This window comes from Mesorhizobium sp. Root102 (assembly GCF_001425625.1).
Taxonomy (GTDB): Bacteria; Pseudomonadota; Alphaproteobacteria; order Rhizobiales; family Rhizobiaceae; genus Mesorhizobium.
Map to the genome: position 1 here is coordinate 101,585 of NZ_LMCP01000001.1, position 21,019 is coordinate 122,603.

General features: G+C 63.5%; 19 protein-coding genes. 1 reads left to right on the forward strand and 18 read right to left on the reverse strand.

All coding sequences use genetic code 11. The annotated features are described in order from the left end of the window. Positions 1-25: 25 nt before the first annotated feature. From ASD12_RS00475 to ASD12_RS00535, 13 genes are all read right to left on the reverse strand, one after another. Entirely contained in the window at positions 26-3,028 is a 3,003-nt protein-coding gene (locus ASD12_RS00475; RefSeq protein WP_056580585.1) for a bifunctional [glutamine synthetase] adenylyltransferase/[glutamine synthetase]-adenylyl-L-tyrosine phosphorylase, read from the reverse strand. Next, on the reverse strand, positions 3,028-4,503 hold the full coding sequence (locus ASD12_RS00480) for a HAMP domain-containing sensor histidine kinase (protein ID WP_056580588.1): 1,476 nt from the start codon (positions 4,501-4,503) through the stop codon (positions 3,028-3,030). The genes ASD12_RS00475 and ASD12_RS00480 overlap by 1 nt, the downstream gene beginning before the upstream one ends. A 7-nt stretch (positions 4,504-4,510) precedes the next feature. After that, entirely contained in the window at positions 4,511-5,185 is a 675-nt protein-coding gene (locus tag ASD12_RS00485; RefSeq protein WP_027046649.1) for a response regulator transcription factor, read from the reverse strand. A 316-nt stretch (positions 5,186-5,501) separates the two neighbouring features. Then, positions 5,502-7,043, reverse strand: a complete 1,542-nt coding sequence (locus ASD12_RS00490) for a Do family serine endopeptidase (protein ID WP_056580592.1) — start codon at positions 7,041-7,043, stop codon at positions 5,502-5,504. 131 nt (positions 7,044-7,174) lie between these two features. Continuing rightward, entirely contained in the window at positions 7,175-7,642 is a 468-nt protein-coding gene (locus tag ASD12_RS00495; RefSeq protein WP_056580595.1) for a cytochrome c-type biogenesis protein, read from the reverse strand. Then, positions 7,639-9,630, reverse strand: coding sequence for a heme lyase CcmF/NrfE family subunit (locus ASD12_RS00500; RefSeq protein WP_056580598.1), 1,992 nt, complete (start codon positions 9,628-9,630; stop codon positions 7,639-7,641). Before ASD12_RS00500 ends, ASD12_RS00495 begins: the two co-directional genes overlap by 4 nt. 23 nt (positions 9,631-9,653) lie before the next feature. Next, a complete protein-coding gene (gene ccmE / locus ASD12_RS00505) occupies positions 9,654-10,097 on the reverse strand; it encodes a cytochrome c maturation protein CcmE (protein WP_056580601.1) in 444 nt (147 codons plus the stop codon). Positions 10,098-10,105: 8 nt separating this feature from the next. Beyond that, entirely contained in the window at positions 10,106-11,245 is a 1,140-nt protein-coding gene (ccmI, locus tag ASD12_RS00510) for a c-type cytochrome biogenesis protein CcmI (RefSeq protein ID WP_056580603.1), read from the reverse strand. 127 nt (positions 11,246-11,372) lie between these two features. Beyond that, a complete protein-coding gene (locus ASD12_RS00515; RefSeq protein WP_056581892.1) occupies positions 11,373-11,810 on the reverse strand; it encodes a hypothetical protein in 438 nt (145 codons plus the stop codon). Positions 11,811-11,998: 188 nt separating this feature from the next. Beyond that, the gene (locus ASD12_RS00520; protein WP_056580605.1) at positions 11,999-13,432 is read right to left on the reverse strand and encodes an ATP-binding protein; all 1,434 of its coding nucleotides are present in this window, start codon (positions 13,430-13,432) and stop codon (positions 11,999-12,001) included. Further along, on the reverse strand, positions 13,416-14,081 hold the full coding sequence (locus ASD12_RS00525; RefSeq protein ID WP_023812809.1) for a response regulator transcription factor: 666 nt from the start codon (positions 14,079-14,081) through the stop codon (positions 13,416-13,418). The genes ASD12_RS00520 and ASD12_RS00525 overlap by 17 nt, the downstream gene beginning before the upstream one ends. 91 nt (positions 14,082-14,172) lie before the next feature. After that, positions 14,173-14,472, reverse strand: coding sequence for a hypothetical protein (locus tag ASD12_RS00530; protein WP_056580608.1), 300 nt, complete (start codon positions 14,470-14,472; stop codon positions 14,173-14,175). A gap of 173 nt (positions 14,473-14,645) precedes the next feature. Continuing rightward, positions 14,646-15,053, reverse strand: coding sequence for a DUF3168 domain-containing protein (locus tag ASD12_RS00535; RefSeq protein WP_056580611.1), 408 nt, complete (start codon positions 15,051-15,053; stop codon positions 14,646-14,648). 404 nt (positions 15,054-15,457) lie between these two features. On the opposite strand from ASD12_RS00535, the gene ASD12_RS00540 reads away from it, so the two are divergent. Continuing rightward, positions 15,458-16,246, forward strand: a complete 789-nt coding sequence (locus tag ASD12_RS00540) for a fumarylacetoacetate hydrolase family protein (protein WP_056580614.1) — start codon at positions 15,458-15,460, stop codon at positions 16,244-16,246. Positions 16,247-16,277: 31 nt separating this feature from the next. Here ASD12_RS00540 and ASD12_RS00545 read toward each other — a convergent pair whose 3' ends face one another. The 5 genes from ASD12_RS00545 to ASD12_RS00565 form a co-directional block, all read right to left on the reverse strand. Then, positions 16,278-16,913 carry a LysE family translocator gene (locus ASD12_RS00545; RefSeq protein WP_056580617.1) on the reverse strand — a complete coding sequence of 212 codons (636 nt, stop codon included), beginning with the start codon at positions 16,911-16,913 and terminating at the stop codon, positions 16,278-16,280. A 90-nt stretch (positions 16,914-17,003) separates the two neighbouring features. Further along, entirely contained in the window at positions 17,004-17,813 is an 810-nt protein-coding gene (locus ASD12_RS00550; RefSeq protein WP_056580620.1) for an ABC transporter permease, read from the reverse strand. Beyond that, on the reverse strand, positions 17,813-18,646 hold the full coding sequence (locus ASD12_RS00555; RefSeq protein WP_056580623.1) for an ABC transporter permease: 834 nt from the start codon (positions 18,644-18,646) through the stop codon (positions 17,813-17,815). The genes ASD12_RS00550 and ASD12_RS00555 overlap by 1 nt, the downstream gene beginning before the upstream one ends. A 25-nt stretch (positions 18,647-18,671) precedes the next feature. Next, positions 18,672-19,787: an ABC transporter substrate-binding protein gene (locus tag ASD12_RS00560; protein WP_056580626.1), complete on the reverse strand. Its 1,116-nt coding sequence runs from the start codon at positions 19,785-19,787 to the stop codon at positions 18,672-18,674. Between the two features lie 69 nt (positions 19,788-19,856). Next, on the reverse strand, positions 19,857-20,951 hold the full coding sequence (locus ASD12_RS00565) for an ABC transporter ATP-binding protein (RefSeq protein WP_056580629.1): 1,095 nt from the start codon (positions 20,949-20,951) through the stop codon (positions 19,857-19,859). Between the last annotated feature and the right edge of the window lie 68 nt (positions 20,952-21,019).

Here is a 21,019-nt window from a genome sequence, read left to right on the forward strand (position 1 = left end):
CCGATGCGATCCGGCAGGCCGTTCATCACGGTCGTCCGGCACGAAGCAAAAGGTCAAAATCCTTCCTGACCTTTTGCGACGTCTCCTTGAGGTGTGCTTCCAGCACACCGAAATCCGGCAGGTCGGTCACCGCCAGAAGCAGATCCGAAAGCCCCGGCGGAACATCGTCACGCTCAAAGGCTCCGGTGAGGCACAGCCGCGTCATCTGGGTCAGCGCCAGATAGAGCGCATAGGCGTCGCCAAGGTCTTGCCTGATCCCGGCATCAGCAAAGCCCGGTGCGAGGCGCGAGAGGATCTCGGCCGTGCCGGTGGCACGTGCAATTGGCACGGCCGGGGCACGTGCAATTGGCACGGCCGGGGCACGCAATTCAGTCTCGACCTGCCCGGTGATGACGGCCACCTGGGCGATGAATTCGAGATCGATGAGGCCGCCGGGGATCAGCTTGATGTCCCAGAGATCGCGCGGCGGCTTTTCTTTTTCGATCATGGCGCGCATGTCCGAGGCCTCGGCCATCACCTTGGCCGCGTCGCGCGGCTGTCCAAGAACTGCCGCCACTTCCGCTTCAACCTCGCCGCACAGGCCGGCATCACCGGCTATGGCACGCGCGCGGGCCAGCGCCATGTGCTCCCAGGTCCAGGCCTCCTGGCGCTGGTATTTCTTGAAGGCATCGATATGGGTGGCCACAGGACCCTTGTTGCCGGATGGCCGCAGGCGCAGGTCGAGTTCGTAGAGCACGCCCTCCGCTGTCGGCGCGGACACGGCCGCGATCAGCCGCTGCGTCATGCGGGTGTAGTAATGCGAAGGCGCCAGCGGCTTGTCGCCATCGGACTCTTCGGCATCCGGCGCGTGGTCGTAGAGCAGGATCAGGTCGACATCTGATCCTGCGGTCAGTTCGCGGCTGCCGAGCTTGCCCATGCCGAGCAGCGAAACCACGCCGCCGGCAATCGTGCCGTGGCGGGCCGCGAATTCGGCCGTCACCGCCTGCAACGCCGCCTCGATGGTGAGATCCGCCAGATCGGAAAAGGCACGGCCGGCCCGCGCCGGATCGATCGAGCCGGCGAGCAGCCGGACGCCGATCAGGAATTTTTGCTCGGAGGCAAAGATGCGCAGCCGGTCGAGCACATCCTCATAGAGCCGGTCGCCCTCGACAAAGGCGGAAAGCCGCGCCGACAGATAGGCGCGGTCCGGTAGCTCTGCCAGCAAGGCCGGATCAAGCAGACCATCGAAGACATGCGGCCGGCGGGTGATGATGGCCGCCAGCCGGGGTGCAGCCCCCATGATCGTCGCCAGAAGCTTCAGCAGGGCCGGATTGGACTGCAGCAGGGAAAACAGCTGGATTCCGGCCGGCAGGCCGGCGAGAAATTCGTCGAAGCGCATCAGGGCTTCGTCGGCCCGGCGCGTCTGGCCGAAAGAGCGCAGCAACGCCGGCGTCAGTTCCGTCAGCCGCTCTCGCGCCTCCGCCGACTGGGTGACGCGATAGCGGCCGAAATGCCAGCCGCGAATGACCCGGCAGATGTCGCTTGGCCGCTGAAAGCCGAGGCCGTGCAAGGTCTGCAACGTGTCGGGGTCGTCGACATCGCCGGTGAAGACCAGATTGCCGATGCCCGTCGACAGTTCCGGCGCGGTTTCGAAAAGTGCCGCGTAGTGCCGTTCGACCTGCTGCAGCGAGGCGCGGAACGCCATGGCAAAGGCAGAAGCATCGGCAAAGCCGAGCATGCGGGCGATGCGCTCCAGCCCCTCATCGTCTTCCGGCAGCGTGTGCGTCTGCTCGTCGGCAACCATCTGCACGGCATGTTCGACGCGGCGCAGGAACCAGTATTGGCGGGCGAGCGCGTCACGCGCCTCAGTGGTGATCCAGCTGCGTGCGGCGAGCTGGCCCAGCATCGGCACGGTTTCGCGGCCGCGCAGCTCCGGGAAGCGTCCGCCAGCGATGAGCTGTTGGGTCTGGACGAAGAACTCGATCTCGCGAATGCCGCCTCGGCCGAGCTTGACGTTGTGGCCCTTCACGGCGATCTCGCCATGGCCCTTGTGGGCGTGGATCTGGCGCTTGATCGAATGGACGTCGGCAATCGCCGCGTAGTCCATGTATTTGCGCCAGATATAGGGCTGCAGCTCCTTGAGGAAGGCAGCGCCCGCGGCCAGATCGCCAGCCACCGGACGCGCCTTGATCATGGCGGCGCGCTCCCAGTTCTGGCCGCGCGCCTCGTAGTAGCGCAATGCTGCTTCGATGGGGATGGCCAGCGGTGTCGAACCGGGATCGGGGCGCAACCTCAGATCGGTGCGGAAGACATAACCATGCTCGGTGCGGTCCTGCAGGATGCGCACCAGGCGGCGCGTCAGCCGCGAAAACAGTTCGGTGGCATCGAGCGGATCAACGACAGCGGGCGCTTCCGGATCGAAGAAAACCACAAGATCGATGTCGGATGAGAAATTCAGCTCATGCGCGCCGAGCTTGCCCATGCCGAGCAGGATCCAGCCCGATTGCGTCGACGGGCTGTCAAGATCCGGCAGTTTGAGCTTGCCCTGGCCATGCGCGTCGCGCAGCAGGAAGTCGACAGCGGCGCGGGTGCAGGCATCGGCGAGGTCGCTTAACCGCCGCACCGTCAGCGCGGTTTCGGCTTCGCCGGCAAGATCGGCGAGCGCGATCAGGAAATGCGCCTCGGCCTTCCACTGACGCAGGTCCATCATCAGGCCGGATTCCGAGACCGCCTCGGTCAAATACGCCTGGTCGATGGCGGCGCCGATCGCTTTCAGCCGAGCTTCGACCGTCTGGTCGAAGAGGCAATCCAGAATCCTCGGCCGGCGACGTGCCGTATCGCGCAGGAACGGCGACAGATCGAAGACGGCCGCGAGGAAATCCTGGCCCTCCCCTTTACCGGCCAGGAACTTGGCCAGCCGCGCCAGTCCTTCTTCGCGTGCGGCGGAAGCGATCTCGGCCAGTTCTTGCCACGCGCGGCCTTCGTCCAGCGGAGCAAGCCTGGCCGCCGGCTTCAGCAGCCAATCCGTCGCCCTCGCAGCCGTGCTCATCAGTGGTCCTCCCGTGCCGGGAAACTCATGACCACGAATAATCCGGGATTGCCAGGCAAGAGATCAAGCCGGCCATTGTGAAACGTCATGACGGCCTTGGCGAGGCTGAGGCCAAGGCCGGAACCCGGCTGCGAACGGCTCTTCTCCAGCCGCACGAAACGTTCCGTCGCGCGGGCGCGGTCGCCGTCGTCAGGAATGCCGTGGCCATTGTCGGCAACCGACAGGCGGACACCCGCACCGACCCGCTCGAGCGCCACGCGCACGGCCGGCTGGGCACTGGCGCCGGTCGAATATTTGATGGCGTTGTCGACGATGTTCGACAGCGCCTGGCCGATCAGTTCGCGGTTGCCGTTGACGAAGGTCGCCTCTCGAACATCCGCCTCGAGCGAGACACCCGCCTCCTCCGCCACCGGCTCATAGAGTTCGACGACATCGCGCACGGCTTCCGCAAGATCGACGCGGTTGGTGTTCTCCGAGGAGTAGCCAGCCTCCAGCCGAGAGATCATCAAGATGGCGTTGAAGGTCTTTATCAGTTGGTCGGACTCGGCAATGGTGCCTTCCAGCGCCTGCCGGTAGTCTGATGTCTTGTGCTTGCCGGAAAGCGTCGCTTCGGCCCGGTTGCGCAACCGGGTCAGCGGCGTCTTCAGATCATGCGCGATGTTGTCGGAAACCTGCTTCAAACCTTCATTGAGCGTAGCGATCCTGGCCAGCATGGCATTGAGATTTTCGGAAAGCCGGTCGAACTCGTCACCGACGCCGGTCACCGGCAGCCGGCCCGACAGATCGCCGCCCATGATGCGACGGCTGGCTTCCGACACGCTGTCGATGCGCTTCAGCGCTGCGCGGCCGACAAAGAACCAGATCAGCAATCCGCCAAGCCCCATCATGCCGAGCGCCAGCATCAGTGCGCGGCGTATGACAGCGCGAAACCGCTCGGGTTCGCCGAGGTCGCGGCCGACCAGCATGATCATCTGGTTCGGTAGCCGCAGCACCAGCGCAATGGCGTTATGGCCCTTTTCGCCCTGAGCCTGCGCGTCGCTCTGCTCGGGTTGGGTGCTTCCCTGTTCGGCGGGCAGATTGCGCAGACGCTCGAGTTCTCCTTCGCCAAAGCGCTGGTAGGAGAAAGGACTGCTGGTCCAACCTTCGGTTTCGAGAACGCCAGGTTCGAGGCTCTGCACATTGCCGGTCAGAATCTGGCCGTTGGCGTCGGCGATCAGATAGAGATTGGCGCCGGGCTGGCGCGAGCGCGCCTCGACCACACGGACCAACACCGGCAGTCCGCCGCGTTGATAGGCGCGAGCCAGACCGAGCACCTCGTCATTGATGGTGTCCTGGGTCTGCGCCGTCAGCATGCGCGCCGACAGGGAGGTCATGTAGAAGACAAGCGCCACCGCGCAGAGCGCGAAGAGCAGGAGGTAGAGCGCCGAAAGCCGCGCTGCCGTCGTCTTCATGATGGCTGGCACGGAAAGAGCCATGCCGCCGCTAGCCGCCCTTCAGCATATAGCCGGCGCCGCGAACCGTATGCAGGATGGGCTTATCGAAGCCCTTCTCGATCTTGCCTCGCAGCCGCGAGACGTGGACGTCGATGACATTGGTCTGCGGATCGAAATGATAGTCCCAGACATTTTCGAGCAGCATGGTGCGCGTCACCACCTGGCCGGCATGCCGCATCAGATATTCGAGCAAACGAAATTCACGCGGCTGCAGCGTAATCTCACGCGCCGCTCGGCGGACCGAATGCGACAGCCTGTCGAGTTCGAGATCGCCGACGCGGTAGACGGTTTCGGCTTCCTTGGCGCTGGCGCGGCGGTTCAGAACCTCGACGCGGGCCAGAAGCTCGGAAAAGGCATAGGGCTTGGTCAGATAGTCGTCACCGCCGGCGCGCAGGCCGGTGACCCGGTCATCGACCTCGCCCAGCGCCGACAGGATCAGCACCGGCGTCGTGTTGCCCCTGGATCTCAGACCGGCAATGACCGACAGGCCGTCGCGACGCGGCATCATCCGGTCGATGACCATCACGTCGTAGTCGCCGGCATCGGCGAGCGCGAAACCGGTTTCGCCGTCACCGGCGACATGCGCGGTGTGACCGGCCTCGGTAAAGGCTTTCTGCAGGTAATCCGCGGCCTCGCGATCGTCTTCTATGACGAGAATCTTCATAGGACTGTTATACGCGATTTCACCGGAAGGTTGAGTGGCAGACATCTGCATTATGGCCTTTGCCAAAGCGCATCGAGGTCAAGTTCATCCGAAGCCGTGCGCGATAAATCCTCGCTCCCGATGTTGTTGCATCAGCGCTTTTGAATTGTGCGGCAGCGGGACGATGGGAGGCCCGCTGCCGCCGGGGGAGAGCGCGATGACTGACTAACGCGCGCTCCTCCATGCTTTCCCGTGCGGCGGCTCGGGGGTGTTTGAAACTGCCGCACTGGAAAAGTCGAACGGCTTCCGAAACCGAACTCCGGTTCCGGGGCCAGCGTCAGCCCTTGGCGACGGGCAGCGCGACGAAACGATTGGTGTCGTCGCGGGTGATCTGCATCAGCACTGCCTTGCGGCCGGATTTGACTGCATCGGTCATCGCCTTGGTGACGTCGTCGGTGCCGTTCACCTCGGTCGAATTGACAGCGGTGATGACGTCGCCCGGCTGAATGCCTCGATCGGCGGCATCGCTGTCGGGATCGACGTCGGTTACCACCAGCCCCTTGCCGTTTTCGGACTTTGTGACGGTCAGGCCGAGGTCGGCCAGCGTGTCGGGCTTGGCCGGAGCGGCGGGCTGCTGCTGGTCGTTCGAAGCCTGCTTATCGCTCGAAGGCAGTTTGCCGAGATCGACCTTGAGCGTCTCGCTCTTGCCGTCGCGCCACACGGTGACGTCGACCGACTTGCCGGGCGAGTAGGCGCCGATCAACCGGGCCAGTTCCTTCGGCGAAGCAACGTCCTTGCCGTCGACCTGGGTGATCACGTCACCAGCAGTGATGCCGGCCTTCTTGCCGGGACCAGCGTCCTGAGCGCTCGACACCAACGCGCCGTTGTTGGACTTCAGACCGAGCGACTCGGCGATGTCGGACGTCACCGGCTGGATTTCGACGCCGAGCCAGCCGCGCTGCACCGCACCGTTCTTCATCAGGTCCTCAACGACCTGCTTGGCGGTCGAGGCAGGAATGTCGAAGGCGATACCGACGCTGCCGCCGGAGGGCGAGAAGATCGCGGTGTTGATGCCGACGACCTGGCCGTTGAGGTTGAAGGTCGGACCGCCCGAATTGCCGCGATTGACCGAGGCATCGATCTGGATGAAGTCGTCATAGGGGCCGGCGCCGATGTCGCGGCCACGGGCCGAGACGATGCCGGCGGTGACGGTACCACCGAGACCGAATGGATTGCCGACGGCCACCACCCAGTCGCCGACACGAACCTTGGAATCGTCGGCAAAGTCGACATAGGTGAACTTGCCGCCACCCTCGACCTTCAACACGGCGAGATCGGTGCGCGGATCGGTGCCGATCAGTTTGGCGTCGAGTTCCTTACCATCGTTGGTCACCACGGTGAAGGCCGAGCCTTCCGAAACGACGTGGTTGTTGGTGACGAGATAGCCGTCCTCGGAAATGAAGAAGCCGGACCCTTGCGCCACCGGGCGGGGCTGGTCGTTGTGGTGGTCGCGGTTGCCGAACCGGCGATGTCCGCCATCATTCTGGTCGCCAAAGCCACGGAATTCCTTGAAGAAGCGGCGCAACTGCGGATTGTCGGGAAGGTTGTCCATTCCGTCGGAGCCCTGGTCGAAGCCGTCATCGGCCGCGGGTTGGATCTTGGCCTTGACCTTGACGCTGACGACGGCAGGAGAAACGCGCTCGACGACATCGGCGAAGCCCGGCACCTGCGGTGCCTCGACGCGCACAGCGTCGGCCAGAACAGGGCTGGTTCCACTGGTCAGTGCGCCGACGCCGATCGCACCGGCCACGGCGATGGACGCGGCGGCAGCCATGAGACGCTTGCGGGTGACGGAATATGAATGGGGGGCAGTATTCATGGATCTCGTATCCTCTTTCAAAGGGATGCTGCTTGATCGGCATCCTCGGGACAAGACAATTAGAGTGGCGCACATTACAGCGCCATTTCCGACACATGAAACTTTGGTAATGTTTGGCAGCGACCGCGGCGTCAGTCGCGGCGCAATATGGCGTCCAACGAGGCCTGCTCTTCGGCGGACAGGGATTTTGTCGCCAGCGTGCGGCGCGACCGCGCGGTCAGTACGATGAAAACGCCTCCCACCAGCAACAGCAGGACAGGTGTGCCCCACAGCAATGCATTGCGCAGGTCGAAACGCGGCTTCAGCAACACGAACTCGCCGTAGCGCGACACGACGTAATCCATCACCTGCTGGTCGGTATCGCCGGCGACGAGGCGCTGGCGCACAAGGACGCGCAGATCACGGGCGAGGTCGGCGTCGGATTCGTCGATCGACTGGTTCTGGCAGACCATGCAGCGCAGGCCTTCCGACAGCGCCCGCGCCCGCGCCTCCAGCGCCGGATCAGGCAGCATCTCGTCAGGCTTCACCGCCAGGGCCGTGCCGGCAAAGAATAGCGCCAGCAGCAGGACAATCGAGGTCAGCGAAAACCGTACGCTCATGGCAGACCCGAGGACGTCACGGCGCCTGCCTGCTTGCGCCGCCGCGATGGCGCGCCGACGCGCAGGCGCCGGTCCATCAGCGACATGGCGGCGCCCGCCATCATCATCAGGCCGCCACCCCAGATCAATGTCACCAGCGGCTTCCACCACAGACGCACCACGACGGAACCGTCTTTGCCCTCGTCGCCGAGCGAGATGTAGAGCTGCGAGAAGCCGATCGTCCTGATGCCGGATTCCGTCGTCGTCATCTGCCGCACCGGAAAAAACCGCTTGGCGGAGCTGATCTCACCAACAGGACTGCCGCCCACGCCGATCAGTTCGAAGCGGCCGCGATCCTCGGCGTAGTTCGGTCCCTGGGCCGGATAGAGCCCAACGAACCGCAGCGTGTGGCCGGACAGTTCGACGGTCTCGCCGGCACGCATCGACAGGATCTTTTCGGTGCCGAAGCAAAGCGTGCCGACGATGCCGAGCGTGGTCAGGCCAAGGCCAAGGTGAGCGAAGGCGGTGCCGAAGACCGAGCGCGGCAGGCCGAGCAAGCGCCGGACCATGATCCCCGCTGCGACATTGCCGACCCCCGATTTGACGGCGAGGTCGGTGAGCGCGCCAAGGATCAGCCAGACGGCAAGGCCGACGCCCAGGGCTGCGAACACCGAGGCGCCATCGATGAACAAAGCGGTGACCAGCGTCGCCAGCAGGGCCGCAGCGAACGCCACCATCAGGCGCTGAGCGACGGCGAAGACATCACCGCGCTTCCAGGCCAGCAGCGGCCCGAACGGGACCACCAGCAGCAGCGGCACCATCAGCGGTCCGAACGTCAGGTTGAAGAACGGCGCGCCGACCGAGATCTTGTCGGCTGAAAAGGCTTCGACGGCTAGCGGATAGAGCGTGCCGACGAGCACGGTCGCGGTGGCGGTGGTCAGGAACAGATTGTTGAGGACGAGCGCGCCTTCGCGCGAAATCGGATGGAACAGGCCGCCGGCCGTCAGCCGGGAGGCGCGCAGCGCAAACAGCGCCAGAGAGCCGCCGATAAACAGCGTCAGGATGCATAAGATGAAGACGCCGCGCGTCGGATCGGTGGCAAAGGCATGCACCGAGGTCAACACGCCCGAGCGCACCAGGAAGGTACCGAGCAGCGACAACGAAAAGGTCAGGATGGCGAGCAGCAGCGTCCAGATTTTCAGCGCCGAGCGCTTTTCCATGACGATGGCCGAATGGAGCAGCGCAGTGCCCGCCAGCCACGGCATGAAGGAGGCGTTCTCGACCGGATCCCAGAACCAGAAACCGCCCCAGCCGAGTTCGTAGTAAGCCCAGTACGATCCCATGGCGATGCCACCGGTCAGGAACATCCAGGCGACCAGCGTCCACGGCCGCACCCAGCGCGCCCAGGACGCGTCGATGCGGCCTTCGATGAGGGCGGCGACCGAGAAGGAAAAGCAGATCGAGAAGCCGACATAACCGAGATAGAGGAACGGCGGGTGGATGGCGAGACCGAGATCCTGCAGAACCGGGTTGAGATCGCGGCCTTCGATGGGCGCCGGATTGAGCCGGATGAACGGATTGGATGTCGCCAGGATGAAGAGGAAGAAGGCGGCGCCGATGGCGCCCTGCACGGCAAGCACATTGGCGCGCAGCGTCGCCGGCAGGTTGGAGCCGAAAGCGGCGACGAGGGCACCGAAGAAGGTCAGAATCAGCACCCAGAGCAGCATCGAGCCTTCGTGATTGCCCCAGGTTCCCGTGATCTTGTAGATCAATGGCTGCAGCGAATGCGAATTTTCCCACACGCTCGCCACCGAGAAGTCGGAGCTTGCATAAGCACTTGCCAGCGCCACGAAGGACAGCGCCGTCAAGGCAAAGCCCGTCACCGCGACCGGCCCGCCGACAGCCATAAGGCGCTGGTTGTTAAGGCGCGCACCAAACAGCGGCACAAGTGTCTGCACCAGCGAAAGAGCAAACGCCAGCACCAGGGCGAAATGTCCGGTTTCAACCATGGGCTGTTGCTCTCCTGCCAGAGCTATTCACTCTTGCTCTCCTGCCAGACGCCCTTGGCCTTGAGGCCATCCGCCACTTCCTTGGGCATGTAGCGCTCATCATGCTTGGCGAGCACGCTGTCGGCAACAAAGACGCCGTCCGGGCCGAAAGTGCCCTCGGTGATGACGCCCCGCTCTTCGTGGAAAAGGTCGGGCAGGATGCCGGTATAGGTGACCTTGACCGATTTGTGCGTGTCGGTCACTGAAAAGGCGACCGTCGCCCCCTGCCCGCGCTGGATCGTGCCTTTTTCGACCAGCCCGCCCAGCCTGATGCGCTGGCCAGGCTGGACGCTTGCCGTGGTCAGGTCGGCCGGCATGTAGAAATAGGACGCCTTCTGGCCAAGCGCATAGAAGGTCAGCCCGGTAGCGACGCCCAGGAAAGCCAGCCCGCCGGCGATCACCGACAATCGTTTCTGCTTGCGCGTCATGTCTGCCTCTACTCCGTCGCCGTCAGGCCAAGCGAGGCGGCAAAGGCGGTGAATTTCTTCGCCTCGTCACTGTCGGCTCCAAACACGGCAATGGCACGACCGAGTGCCTCGCGCGCCTGATCGGCCTTGCCCAGCACGGCGTAAGAACGAATAAGCCGCATCCAACCTTCCGCGTCACGCGGATTTTGTCGCAATTTGTCGTCGAGGCCGGCGACCATGGTGTTGATCATGGCTTCCCGATCCTGCGGCGACATCGAGGATGCGGCGTCGATATCGCCGGCATCGGGCCCGTTGGCGGCGCCGCCGGAAGCGACTTCTGGGCTGCCGGACTTGGCCAGCGCCTGCTCGACCGCACCGCGCCATGGCGACTCCGGAGGCAGCTTGCCCAGCATCGCCTGCCAGGCCGTGACCGCTTCCTTGGTTCGGCCCTCCTGCGCCAGCGCCATGGCCAGGTAGAAACTGGCCTTCGCATTGGCTGGGTCGAGCTTCAAGGCCGCCTCGAAGGCATCCTGTGCATCGGCCGAGACAATGCCGCCTGCCGCACTGGCGATCGCCTCGCCGAGACCAGCCTGGCGAACAGCGCTGTCGCCATCGAGGCGAATGGCGTTGCGATAGGCTGCCGCCGCATCGGAAAAGCGCTGCATGCGCAGATAGACCGGTGCGAGCACATCCCAGCCCCTGCCATCGGCAGGATTGGCGGCCAGATGGGCTTCGGCCCGCGCCACCAGTTCGTCTACCGAACTGTCGGCCGGATTCTTGGCCAACCGCTCGCTGAGCGGTTGCGACGGCAGGTCGGGAGAGCCGAGCTTGACATAGAGGCCCCAGCTGACCAGCGGGACCGCCAGCACGGCTACGGTTGCCACCAACCTTGCCGCGACCGACGCTCGCCCGATAGATCCGCCAGCGGCTGTACCCGCATTGTCTAGGCGAAGGATGCGGCGAGCGATCTCGGCACGCGCCTCGGCGGCTTCCGCCGGCTGGATCAAGCCACGCGCGGCGTCGCGGTCAAGCTCGGACAACTGGTCGCGATAGACTTCGAGATCGTGATCGCCGCTTGACGACGCGCCCTTCGAGCTGGCGGCCAGAGGCACCAGCACCGCCAGGCTCGCACTCAGCGTGAGAATTGCGGCTATGACCCAGAACAGCATGGTTCTTCCAATAACGGCAGAGCTCTGCCGTGCCAACACAGGTTTCCTGCGACGCTTTGACGGCAGGCACGGCGCATGTCCTTGATCAACATCAAGCGGCCGGATACCAACCAGCTCCGATTGACTGTCAGGTCAGCGGCGTCCAGCTGCCGTCGGCGTTGCGGCAAGCGGTTCCACGCGCCGTGACCCCGGCCCCGCCGGTGAACACCGTCTGCGTGTACTGGCGGCAGTCCTGCGAACCGACGCGATAGGGCTGTGCCGGAACCACCTCGCCGTAGCGCGAAGCCTGGGCCCCCTTCCACGTCACTTTCTGGCCGCTGGTTGTATATTCGAGCGCCTTGTATTCAGCCTCGAGCGCACTGCGCTTCTCCGCCTCGCTCAGGCCGGCGCCGATCGATCCACTGATGAGGCCGCCGCCCATCGCCGAAATGATCGTCGTGGTCACCTTGCCGCTGGAAGGAGGCGTCGAGGCCGGTGTCGGCGCCACGGTGGGACCCTTGCCGCTCAAGGTGGTGCAGCCGGAAACGGCCAGCAATGCGGAAACAAGGGCGACGCGAATCTTCATGCCAACAACCGGTTTTCTTGAGTTGGAGCCTGTCATGGATGCGCCGGGGGCCGCGTCATCGGAGAAGTCAGCGTGGCCATAGTGTTGATATTTGTCGGAAATTTGGCCGCTACCGGCCATTACCGGACCAATCGACATGCCGCCAATAATATCTCCCGTCCCTCGATGTCGATTGGCCCTGGTTAACATCACTGAAGGCTCCGCAATCGCACCACCGCCTTCAATCCGCCCATGCCGGACCGTTCGAGCGCCAGGACGCCTCCATACTCGTTGACGAGGTCGGCGACAATGGCCAGCCCCAGACCTGTTCCGGGCTTTGTCTCGTCCAGGCGCCGTCCGCGCTTCAGCGCTTCGCGCGCCTTGTCCTCGGGAATGCCCGGGCCGTCATCCTCGATGCTGATCTCGAACAGGCCGGCCGGATCGTCCTTGCCGGTCAAAGGCACGACTGAGACCAGCACCGAACTCCTTGCCCATTTCATCGCGTTTTCGAGGAGATTGCCTAGCAATTCCTCAAGGTCCTCGCGCTCGCCGGCGAAGACGATCTCGGTCGCCGGCAGCGAAAGCGACAGATTTGTCCGCGGGTTGAGCTTCTGCAGAACCCGCACCATGCGCTGCACCAGCGGCGTCACCGGCGTGCGGTAGACGACGCTGTCGCGTTGCGCCGCGACGCGGGCACGCTGGAGATAATGCTCGACCTGCTTCTGCATGGAAGCGGCCTGTTCGGCGATCAGTTGTCCCTTGGCACCGCCAAGTGCCCGGCCCTCGTTGAGCAGCACCGCGAGCGGCGTCTTCAACGAATGGGCGAGATTGCCGACCTGGGTTCGCGATCGCTCGACTATACGCCTGTTGTTTTCGATCAACGCATTGGTTTCGTTGGCAAGCGGTTCGATCTCGGCCGGGAAACGGCCGTCGAGCCTCTGCGCGGTGCCCTCGCGCACCATGGCAAGCGCGTTCCTGACCCGGCGCAGCGGCTGCAGGCCGAGCAGGATGGCGATCGCGTTGATGGCGATCATGCCGACGCCGAACAGGCTGAGATAGGTCAGCAGGCGGCGCTGGAAGGTGGAGATTTCCTGTTCAAGTTCGCTCTGGTTGCCCATGACGCGGAAACGCGCGGCGCGGTTCTTGGAATCGAGAACGAATTCGCTCTCGAACACTTCGAGTTGTTCGCCGTCGATGCCCTCGGTCGCATAGCTGCGCTGGAAGCTGGCGTTGAACGGCACGTCGGCGACGCTCGGCGATGGGATCGTCGTGGTCATCGACGACGAGTGAAGATCGCCATGCACGCCTTCCGAAGCGGGCTCAACCGACCAGTACCAGCCCGAATTCGGCTCCGAGAACCGGAGGTCGCCGAGGTCGGGTGCGCCGGTGAGCGCACCGCTGTCGGAAATACCGATGGAGCCGATCAGGTTGAACAGATGCGCCGAAAGCAGGCTGTCGAAGCCGCGCTCGCTGGCCTGGCGGTAGAGCGTGGTGATCAGGGTGAAGATGACAACGAGGGTCACGATCGCCCAGACCGTGGAAAAGGCGATGACACGGAACGTCAGCGAACGCGGCCACAAACGCAGCGAAAGCGGCGTCCTTGCGGTTGGTTTGAGCGGTTCCGAGTTACGCCTCCGGCTCACGCATGCGGTAGCCCATGCCGCGCACGGTTTCGATCATGTCGATGCCCATCTTCTTGCGCAGCCGCCCGACAAAGACCTCGATGGTGTTGGAATCGCGGTCGAAATCCTGATCATAGAGATGCTCGACCAGTTCGGTCCGCGAGACGACCTCGCCCATATGGTGCATCAGATAGGCAAGCAGGCGGAATTCGTGCGACGTCAGTTTCAGCGGCACGCCGTCGACATCGGCCTTCGAGGCCTTGGTGTCGAGACGCAGCGGCCCGCAGGTCAGTTCGGACGACGCATGGCCGGCGGCGCGCCGGATCAAGGCCCGCAGCCTCGCCAGCACCTCTTCGATGTGGAACGGCTTGGTGACATAGTCGTCGGCGCCGGCATCGATGCCGGAGACTTTGTCGCTCCAGCGGTCGCGCGCCGTGAGAATCAACACCGGCATCTTGCGGCCGCCGCGCCGCCAGCGCTCGACCACGCTGATGCCGTCCATTTGCGGCAGGCCGATGTCGAGCACGACGGCGTCGTAGGGCTCGGTGTCGCCGAGGAAATGGCCTTCCTCGCCGTCAAAGGCGCGGTCGACGACATAGCCGGCATCGACCAGCGCATCCGATATCTGCCGATTGAGATCCTTGTCATCTTCGACGACGAGTACGCGCATGCGGAGTTCGATACCTGTTGAAGAGCTAGGGTCAGATATAGGCCGATTCCGGTGGCCTGGGAAACCGAGGTCCGTAAGATGCAAGATCGGGTCAGTTCAGCGGAACGACGATTTCGGAACGGCGCGGACGCTGCCCGTCCTTGCCAGGCACCAGCACGACAATGACGCAGACAGGCTGGCCGCCGCGTGTCGATTGCGAGGCCTTGGCCAGCGTTCCGCCATTCTGTTCGGCCACCTGCTGGCCGATCGCGTAGCAATCGGACGCCGCCAGCAGGATTGGGCTGGCCTGGTCGGGCGCGATGACCGGCATCGCCATCGCCTGCGACGCAAACAGCCCGGCAGCACAGAGCGCCAGTGTCACGGTTCGGGAGTGGGAGCGAAGCGTTTTCATGGTCCGCGTTGTAACGCATCGGTGCTGAACGTGAAATGAACAGTGAACGCCGCTGACACCATCCTCGCCACACCCCTGCAATGCGAGACAACCGATCGGGGATTTCGCCGCCCAATCCGGCGAAATCCAGGAAACGACAGTCTAGACCCCGTTTCGACCATATTGAAAGCGCATCAGGCATTTTCCTGCGTTATCGCGCGAAAGCGCAGCAATCCGTGATGGACGATCAGATCCTCGTCATGGCGGGCCTCGGCGAATTCCAACGTCAACCGAGTCTGGCCACGAGGGCCAATCACCAGCGCTGCGTCGGCAAGGCGCGCCTTGATGGCGGCCATGATGGCAAGCGTTTCGGCTTCGCCATGGGCTTTCGACCAGACATGCAGCGTAATCAATTGGTCATCGGTGTTTTCGGCGCCAGTATCCCAGTCGAAGGCGCTGGTCTGGCCGCAGGTCACGTACGGAAAAGCGGCCTTATCAGTTGCCCGTTCGAGCAGTCCGGCGCCGCCCAGCAACGCCGACAGCGATGCATCGCTTTTGAGCCTCAGAAACAGTGCCTGCTGCAAATCGCCGGGCGCGGTCATCGTCCTTTTTCCCTAGTCGTTGCGCTACCGACCATTGCTTTTCGGAAGCCTGTCAGTGTTCTGCATACTTTGTCAGAAATAGCCAATCGACGCGTGGAGACGATGGCGATTCGTCATCGGAATGATGGATGCTGATGATCTCGAAAATACGACTTTGCCAACCACGCAGCCTAACGATGAAGCTACGAAGCGCAACCACCAGCACCGTGATGATGACGGCACTGCGATCTGACAGAGGGCAGCCAGCTATGTTTGGCAAGCGCGGCACGAATGTGGACACTCGGATCCTGGTCGCCTAACCTTGCCGCATATGGGGCGGGTCCACATGACGGAATGTTTCTTGCCGGCTTTTGATCCACGAAGCGGTGGGCAGCGGGCGCCTTCTTTGATTTTCGGGGCTGACGATGCTTGATCCAGAAAAGGCCAGGGCTGCGTCTCGGTTGTTGGTAGGCCATTGGGACAACGGCACCCGTCTCGACGCCATACCCCAGGAGTTGCGGCCACAAACGCGGAGCGAAGGTTACGCCATCCAGTCGCATGTGCTGGATCGCTCGGTGGCTCCGCTTTTCGGCTGGAAGATTGCCGCAACCAGTCTGGCCGGACAAAGGCATATCAACGTCGACGGCCCTATGGCAGGGCGTCTCCTTGCCGAAAAAGCGGTCGAGGTTGGCGGGACCGTTTCGCTGGCGACCAGCAAGATGCGCGTGGCCGAGATCGAATTCGCTTTCCGTTTCGGCCGCCAGTTGGCGCCTCGTCCGGCACCCTATGAAATCGCCGAGGTGATGGATGCCGTGGCGACCTTGCACCCGGCGATCGAAATTCCGGACTCACGGTATGAGGATTTCTGCGCCGTCGGGGCGCCACAGCTCATAGCGGACAACGCCTGTGCCAATCTGTTTGTGATCGGCGAGGCTGTGGAAGACGATTGGCGCGACGTGGATCTCGCAAAGCACCCGGTGGTCGCTTTCGTTTCCGGAAAGTCGCAGCACAACGGATCGGGAGCAGCCGTGTTGGGCGACCCTCGTATTGCACTTACCTGGATCGTCAATGAACTGTCGGGGCTGGGCATAGCACTGCAGCCGGGACAGGTGGTGATTACCGGCACCTGCGTGACGCCGATAAGTGTCGAGGCAGGTGACGAAGTCACCGGCGATCTAGGCAGGTTTGGTCGCGTCTCGGTGCGTTTTGTCTAGTGCGCTCGGTGCTGCCTCACCGCAACCTGCTTCAGAGATGCCCAAGGGATTGCAGGATCAGAACGCTTGAAAGACCGAGCAGCGCGATGCCGTAGAGCCGGGCGATCCACACTGCGTTCGGGCCGGCCAGAAGCCTCGCTGCCCGTGATCCAAGCGTGGCATAAAGCGTCAGGACGAAAACATCCGCCCCTGCGATGATGGTTGCCAGGATCGCGTATTGCGTCGCGACCGGCTCGTTGCTGTCGACAAAGGACGGCAGGACGGCGGGAAAGAACAGCCATGCCTCCGGGTTTGTAACCGCCACCACGAAACAGCGAACCATGAGTGCCTTGGTCGAGCGAGCCTTGTCGGGAAAGCTTGGATCGAACGCATGGCGGGATCCGGTGGAGCTGCGTAGCGCGCCGACAGCGATGAAAAGCAGATAGAAGGCGCCGACCATCCTGACAGCTGAAAGGTAGAATTCCGAAGCCACCAGAAGCGCTCCCAAGCCAAGCGCCACCGTGCAGATTAGGACGACGTCCGAGAGCACGACGCCGGCCATGCCAAAGAAGGCGTGCCTGACCCCGTAGCGTGATCCGTTAGTGATGGCGAGCACGACATCCGGCCCCGGAACCGCCATCCCGAGCATCGATATGAAGGCAAACGTCACCAGCGGCAGGTTTTCCATGGCGCTGGATAGTGTGCCGGACGCAGACCTTCCGTGACGTCCTTCACATGGCGGTCGGGACTGTCGCAGATTTCCGTATGAATGGACCCGTTACGGTTGGCCGCCGCGCTGCCTGGCCACGAAACTGCGCACCGCCAACACCAGCACCGTGATGATGATCAGGATCACCGACAGGGCCGCGATCGCCGGGTCGATGTTATCGCGCAGGCCCATCCACATCAGCCTGGGCAGCGTGATGGCGTTCACCGAGGTGATGAACAGGGTAACGCCGATTTCTTCCCAGGACAGCACGAAGGACAAAAGCGCTGCGGTGACGATGCCGAACTTGATGTTGGGTATGATGATGCGGGTGGCGCGCTCCCAGACAGTTGCGCCGAGGCCGCGCGCGGCGAGGTCGATGCGCCGGTCGAGCTGGCTGAGCGAGACCAGCATCAGCACGGTGGCGAAAGGGACAGTCATCATCGAATGGGCCATGGCAACGCCAAGCCAGGTGTCGTAACCGAAAAATGAACTGAAACCCGAGATCGAGGTCAAAAGGAAGTAAAGCGTGATCGCCGAGACCACCGGCGGCACCACCATCGGCAGCAGCACGAAGCCGACGAGTGCCGCGGTGAAGCGCGGCTGGAACATCCAGACACCGAGACTGAAGCACAGCGCCAGCACGGTTGAAAAAGCGCTGCTGACGATACCGATGCGGATGCTGAGCAGGATCGATTGGAGCCAGCGTGGGTCCTCGATCAGCGCCCGGTAGTGGCGCAGAGACAGTTCGCCCGACGGCATCGCCAGCATGCGGCTCGGCGTCAGCGACACCGGGATGACGGCAAGCAGCGGCATCAGCAGGAACAGCGCCACGAAGGCGGCGATGATCAGCGAGACGGGACCGGGGCGATAGGTCGGCATCAGATCAACTGATTCGGTCTGACATAGCGGAACAAAAGCGCCATCAGCGCGCCGACGAACAGCACCAGTACAACGCTGATCGCCGCGCCCAGGCCCCAGTCCGGGCTCTGGAAGATCCTGAGATAGATCAGCTCGGCAATCATGACGCTGCGGCCGCCACCGAGGATCGCCGGCGTGACGAAGAAGCCGAGCGAGAAGACGAACACGATCATCGCCGCGCCGATAATGCCGGAGCGTGTCATCGGTACGAACACCGTCCAGAAGGTGCGCATGCGGCTGGAGCCGAGCCCGCGCGCGGCCAAAAGCACGCGGTCGTCGAGGCTGCGCATGGCCGATGCCAGCGGGAAGACGGCGAAGGGAATAAGGAAATGCGTCATGCCGACGATGACGCCGAATTCGTTGCGCACCAGCGCCAGCGGTTCGGAAATGAAGCCGATCGCCTGCAGCCAGGTGTTGATCAGGCCGCGATTGGACAACAGCGCCACCCAGCCGAAGGCACGGGTCAGCACAGAAATCCAGAAGGGCACGAGAATACAGAACTCTGCGATCAGGCGCTGTGCCGGGGTGCCGCGCACCCAGACGACGGTTATGGCGTAGGCAGCGGCCACCGAAACCACGGTGACAATTGCCGCGATGCGCAGCGTGCGGATGAACACCGACTGCACCAGATCGTCTGTGAGCAGCGCCTCATACTGGCCGAGCCCAGGGCTCGGCAGGGTAAAACTCCATTTGACGACACCGAGGAACGGCCAGGCATAGGCCAGGACGAGAAACAGGAGCAGCGGCGCCATCAACAGCGCCGCGCCCATCCTGTCGGAGAGATAGGATCGCATGTCGACCCGATTACCCCGGCCCTGGTCAGGCCGAGATGATCTTGGTGTATTCGTCGAGCGCCGGCCCGTAGTTCTTGGCGTACCAGTCCATGTCGAGCGCGATCTGCTTCTTCATGTTCTCGGGGTCGACCGGATTGATGCGCTTCTTGTCGGCGGGGATCAGCGCGTCGGCTGCCGGATTGGCGGGACCCTGGCCGAGCTTGTCGAACATGACCAACTGCTTTTGCGGGTCCTGGGCGCTGGCGATGAACTTCATCGCAGCGTCCTTGCCGCCGGGGTTGTTCTTGAGCACAGCGAGTGCGCCGGGCGAGATCAGCCCCTGATCCCAGATGAACTTGATTTTGCCGCCCGAGTCCTGCTCGATCAGCGAAGCACGCGTCGACCAGACGATCGCCATCGAGGCCTCGCCATTGAGCAGCACGCTCTGGCTCTCGGCGCCGCCACCCCAATAAGCGACGACGTTTTCCTTGAAGGCGGCGATCTTGTCATGCGCGCGCTTGAGATCGAGCGGATAGAGCGACGCCGGCGCGACGCCGTCGGCGAGCAGCGCCGCTTCCCAGCTCGACACGCCCCATTTGTAGAGCGAGCGCTTGCCGGGGAATTTCTTCACGTCGAAGAAATCGGCCATGCCGGTCGGCGCGTCCTTGCCGTATTTCTCGGAATCATAGGCGATGACATAGGAGAAGAAGTAGGTCGAGGCGGCGTATTCCCAGCCAAAGCCCGGCCGCATCTTCTTCTTGTCGACGATTGCATAGTCGATCGGCTCGAGCGCGCCCTGGGCACCGAGCGTGATGGCCGAGAACGGGTCGACGTCGACGAGGTCCCAGGTCGGCGCGCCGCTCTTGAACTGCGCGGCGATGGCGCCTTCGGTCGGACCCGAACCGTCCATCTTGACGGTGATGCCGGTGTCCTTGGTGAAGGCCTGGCCGTAGGCCGCGTCATAGGCGGTGATGGCGTCGCCGCCCCAGTTGACCAGCACCAGTTCCTTGGCCTGCGCAAAGGCACCGGTCGAGCGCAGCAGCATTGGCGTGCCGGCCAGCACGAGTGCCGCCAGCTGCGTGAACTGCCGGCGCGAGATCTCGCCGCGACCTGCCCTGGCGGACAGGCCCTCAATGGCTTGTTTTTTGGTGTCATGTGTCATGTCAGTTCCCCTTTTTTGTCGTTGATAATACCGGAAAGCAGTGGTGCCGATATCTCGCCACACCGTTCGTCATTGTCCTCCATGCGGGAGGAGGAAACCCTTTTCCGCCGGCCAGGTGAGCCAGACTGAGTTGCCCTTGCTGAGTGCGGCGGCCGCGACCTCGTTGGGCACCGAGACCGTGACCTTGGCGCCTTGCCGCGTCGTCAGGTCGAGCCGCGTCGCAGCGCCGAGATAGGTCGAGTTGGTGGCTGTCGCGGCGATGCCGTTCTCGCCGGCTGCCGCCTCACCCGATATCGACATGTATTCGGGCCGGATCGCCAGGATTGCATCGCCGCGCACCGCCTCGGCCTTGCAGCGCATGCTGACCGCGCGGTCTTCGCAGAGGCCGGTCGAGCCATAGTCGGACGGACGCACGCCCTTCAGCGGCAGCATGTTGATCTCGCCGAGGAACTCGGCGACGAAGCGGTTGTCCGGCCGGTCGTACACCTCGTCCGGCGCTCCGACCTGCAGCAGTTTGCCATGGTTGAAGATGGCAACGCGCGACGACAGCGCCAGCGCCTCGCTCTGGTCATGAGTGACGAAGACGAAGGTGGTGCCAGTCTCCTGGTGCAGCCGCTTCATCTCGGCCTGCATCTGGCCGCGCAAGCCCTTGTCAAGCGCGGAAAACGGCTCATCGAGCAACAGAACGCCCGGCTCGAACACCAGAGCGCGCGCCAGCGCCACGCGCTGCTGCTGACCGCCGGAAAGCTGCGCCGGCAGTTTTTTCTCGTGGCCCTTGAGGCCGACGCGTTCGATCATCTCACCGACCCGGCGCTTGATGTCGGCCGCCGATTTCTTGCGCACCTTGAGAGGGAAGGCGATGTTGGCTTCGACGCTCATATGCGGGAACAGCGCATAACCCTGGAACACCATGCCGGCGGCGCGTTGCTCGGCCGGCCGGTCGGTGATGTCGACGCCATCGCTGAACAGCCGACCCTCGGTCGGCTGCACGAAGCCGGCAAGGATCATCAGGAAAGTGGTCTTGCCCGAACCGGACGGCCCGAGCAGGGTCAGGAACTCGCCACGGCCGATATCGAGCGACAGATTGTCCAGCGCTCGGAACGAGCCGAAGCTCTTGCCGATCCCGATTGCCTTGATCTCTGCGGCACGGCCGGGTTGCTGCATACTGCCCTTTCCCTAACGCTTGTCGAAATCGTAGGCAGGGTGCCGGCTCACCGCAACCGAATAGTTTT

Bases quoted from the DNA above. Each gene is read 5' to 3' on its own strand.
- ASD12_RS00555 (WP_056580623.1), bottom strand. From the start codon at position 18,646: ATGCGATCCTATCTCTCCGACAGGATGGGCGCGGCGCTGTTGATGGCG.
- ccmE (WP_056580601.1), bottom strand. From the start codon at position 10,097: ATGACGCGCAAGCAGAAACGATTGTCGGTGATCGCCGGCGGGCTGGCT.
- ASD12_RS00485 (WP_027046649.1), bottom strand. From the start codon at position 5,185: ATGAAGATTCTCGTCATAGAAGACGATCGCGAGGCCGCGGATTACCTG.
- ASD12_RS00475 (WP_056580585.1), bottom strand. From the start codon at position 3,028: ATGAGCACGGCTGCGAGGGCGACGGATTGGCTGCTGAAGCCGGCGGCC.
- ASD12_RS00500 (WP_056580598.1), bottom strand. From the start codon at position 9,630: ATGGTTGAAACCGGACATTTCGCCCTGGTGCTGGCGTTTGCTCTTTCG.
- ASD12_RS00560 (WP_056580626.1), bottom strand. From the start codon at position 19,787: ATGACACATGACACCAAAAAACAAGCCATTGAGGGCCTGTCCGCCAGG.
- ASD12_RS00565 (WP_056580629.1), bottom strand. From the start codon at position 20,951: ATGCAGCAACCCGGCCGTGCCGCAGAGATCAAGGCAATCGGGATCGGC.
- ASD12_RS00525 (WP_023812809.1), bottom strand. From the start codon at position 14,081: ATGCGCGTACTCGTCGTCGAAGATGACAAGGATCTCAATCGGCAGATA.
- ASD12_RS00550 (WP_056580620.1), bottom strand. From the start codon at position 17,813: ATGCCGACCTATCGCCCCGGTCCCGTCTCGCTGATCATCGCCGCCTTC.
- ASD12_RS00530 (WP_056580608.1), bottom strand. From the start codon at position 14,472: ATGAAAACGCTTCGCTCCCACTCCCGAACCGTGACACTGGCGCTCTGT.
- ASD12_RS00480 (WP_056580588.1), bottom strand. From the start codon at position 4,503: ATGGCTCTTTCCGTGCCAGCCATCATGAAGACGACGGCAGCGCGGCTT.
- ccmI (WP_056580603.1), bottom strand. From the start codon at position 11,245: ATGCTGTTCTGGGTCATAGCCGCAATTCTCACGCTGAGTGCGAGCCTG.
- ASD12_RS00515 (WP_056581892.1), bottom strand. From the start codon at position 11,810: ATGAAGATTCGCGTCGCCCTTGTTTCCGCATTGCTGGCCGTTTCCGGC.
- ASD12_RS00490 (WP_056580592.1), bottom strand. From the start codon at position 7,043: ATGAATACTGCCCCCCATTCATATTCCGTCACCCGCAAGCGTCTCATG.
- ASD12_RS00495 (WP_056580595.1), bottom strand. From the start codon at position 7,642: ATGAGCGTACGGTTTTCGCTGACCTCGATTGTCCTGCTGCTGGCGCTA.
- ASD12_RS00545 (WP_056580617.1), bottom strand. From the start codon at position 16,913: ATGGAAAACCTGCCGCTGGTGACGTTTGCCTTCATATCGATGCTCGGG.
- ASD12_RS00535 (WP_056580611.1), bottom strand. From the start codon at position 15,053: ATGACCGCGCCCGGCGATTTGCAGCAGGCACTGTTTCTGAGGCTCAAA.
- ASD12_RS00540 (WP_056580614.1), top strand. From the start codon at position 15,458: ATGCTTGATCCAGAAAAGGCCAGGGCTGCGTCTCGGTTGTTGGTAGGC.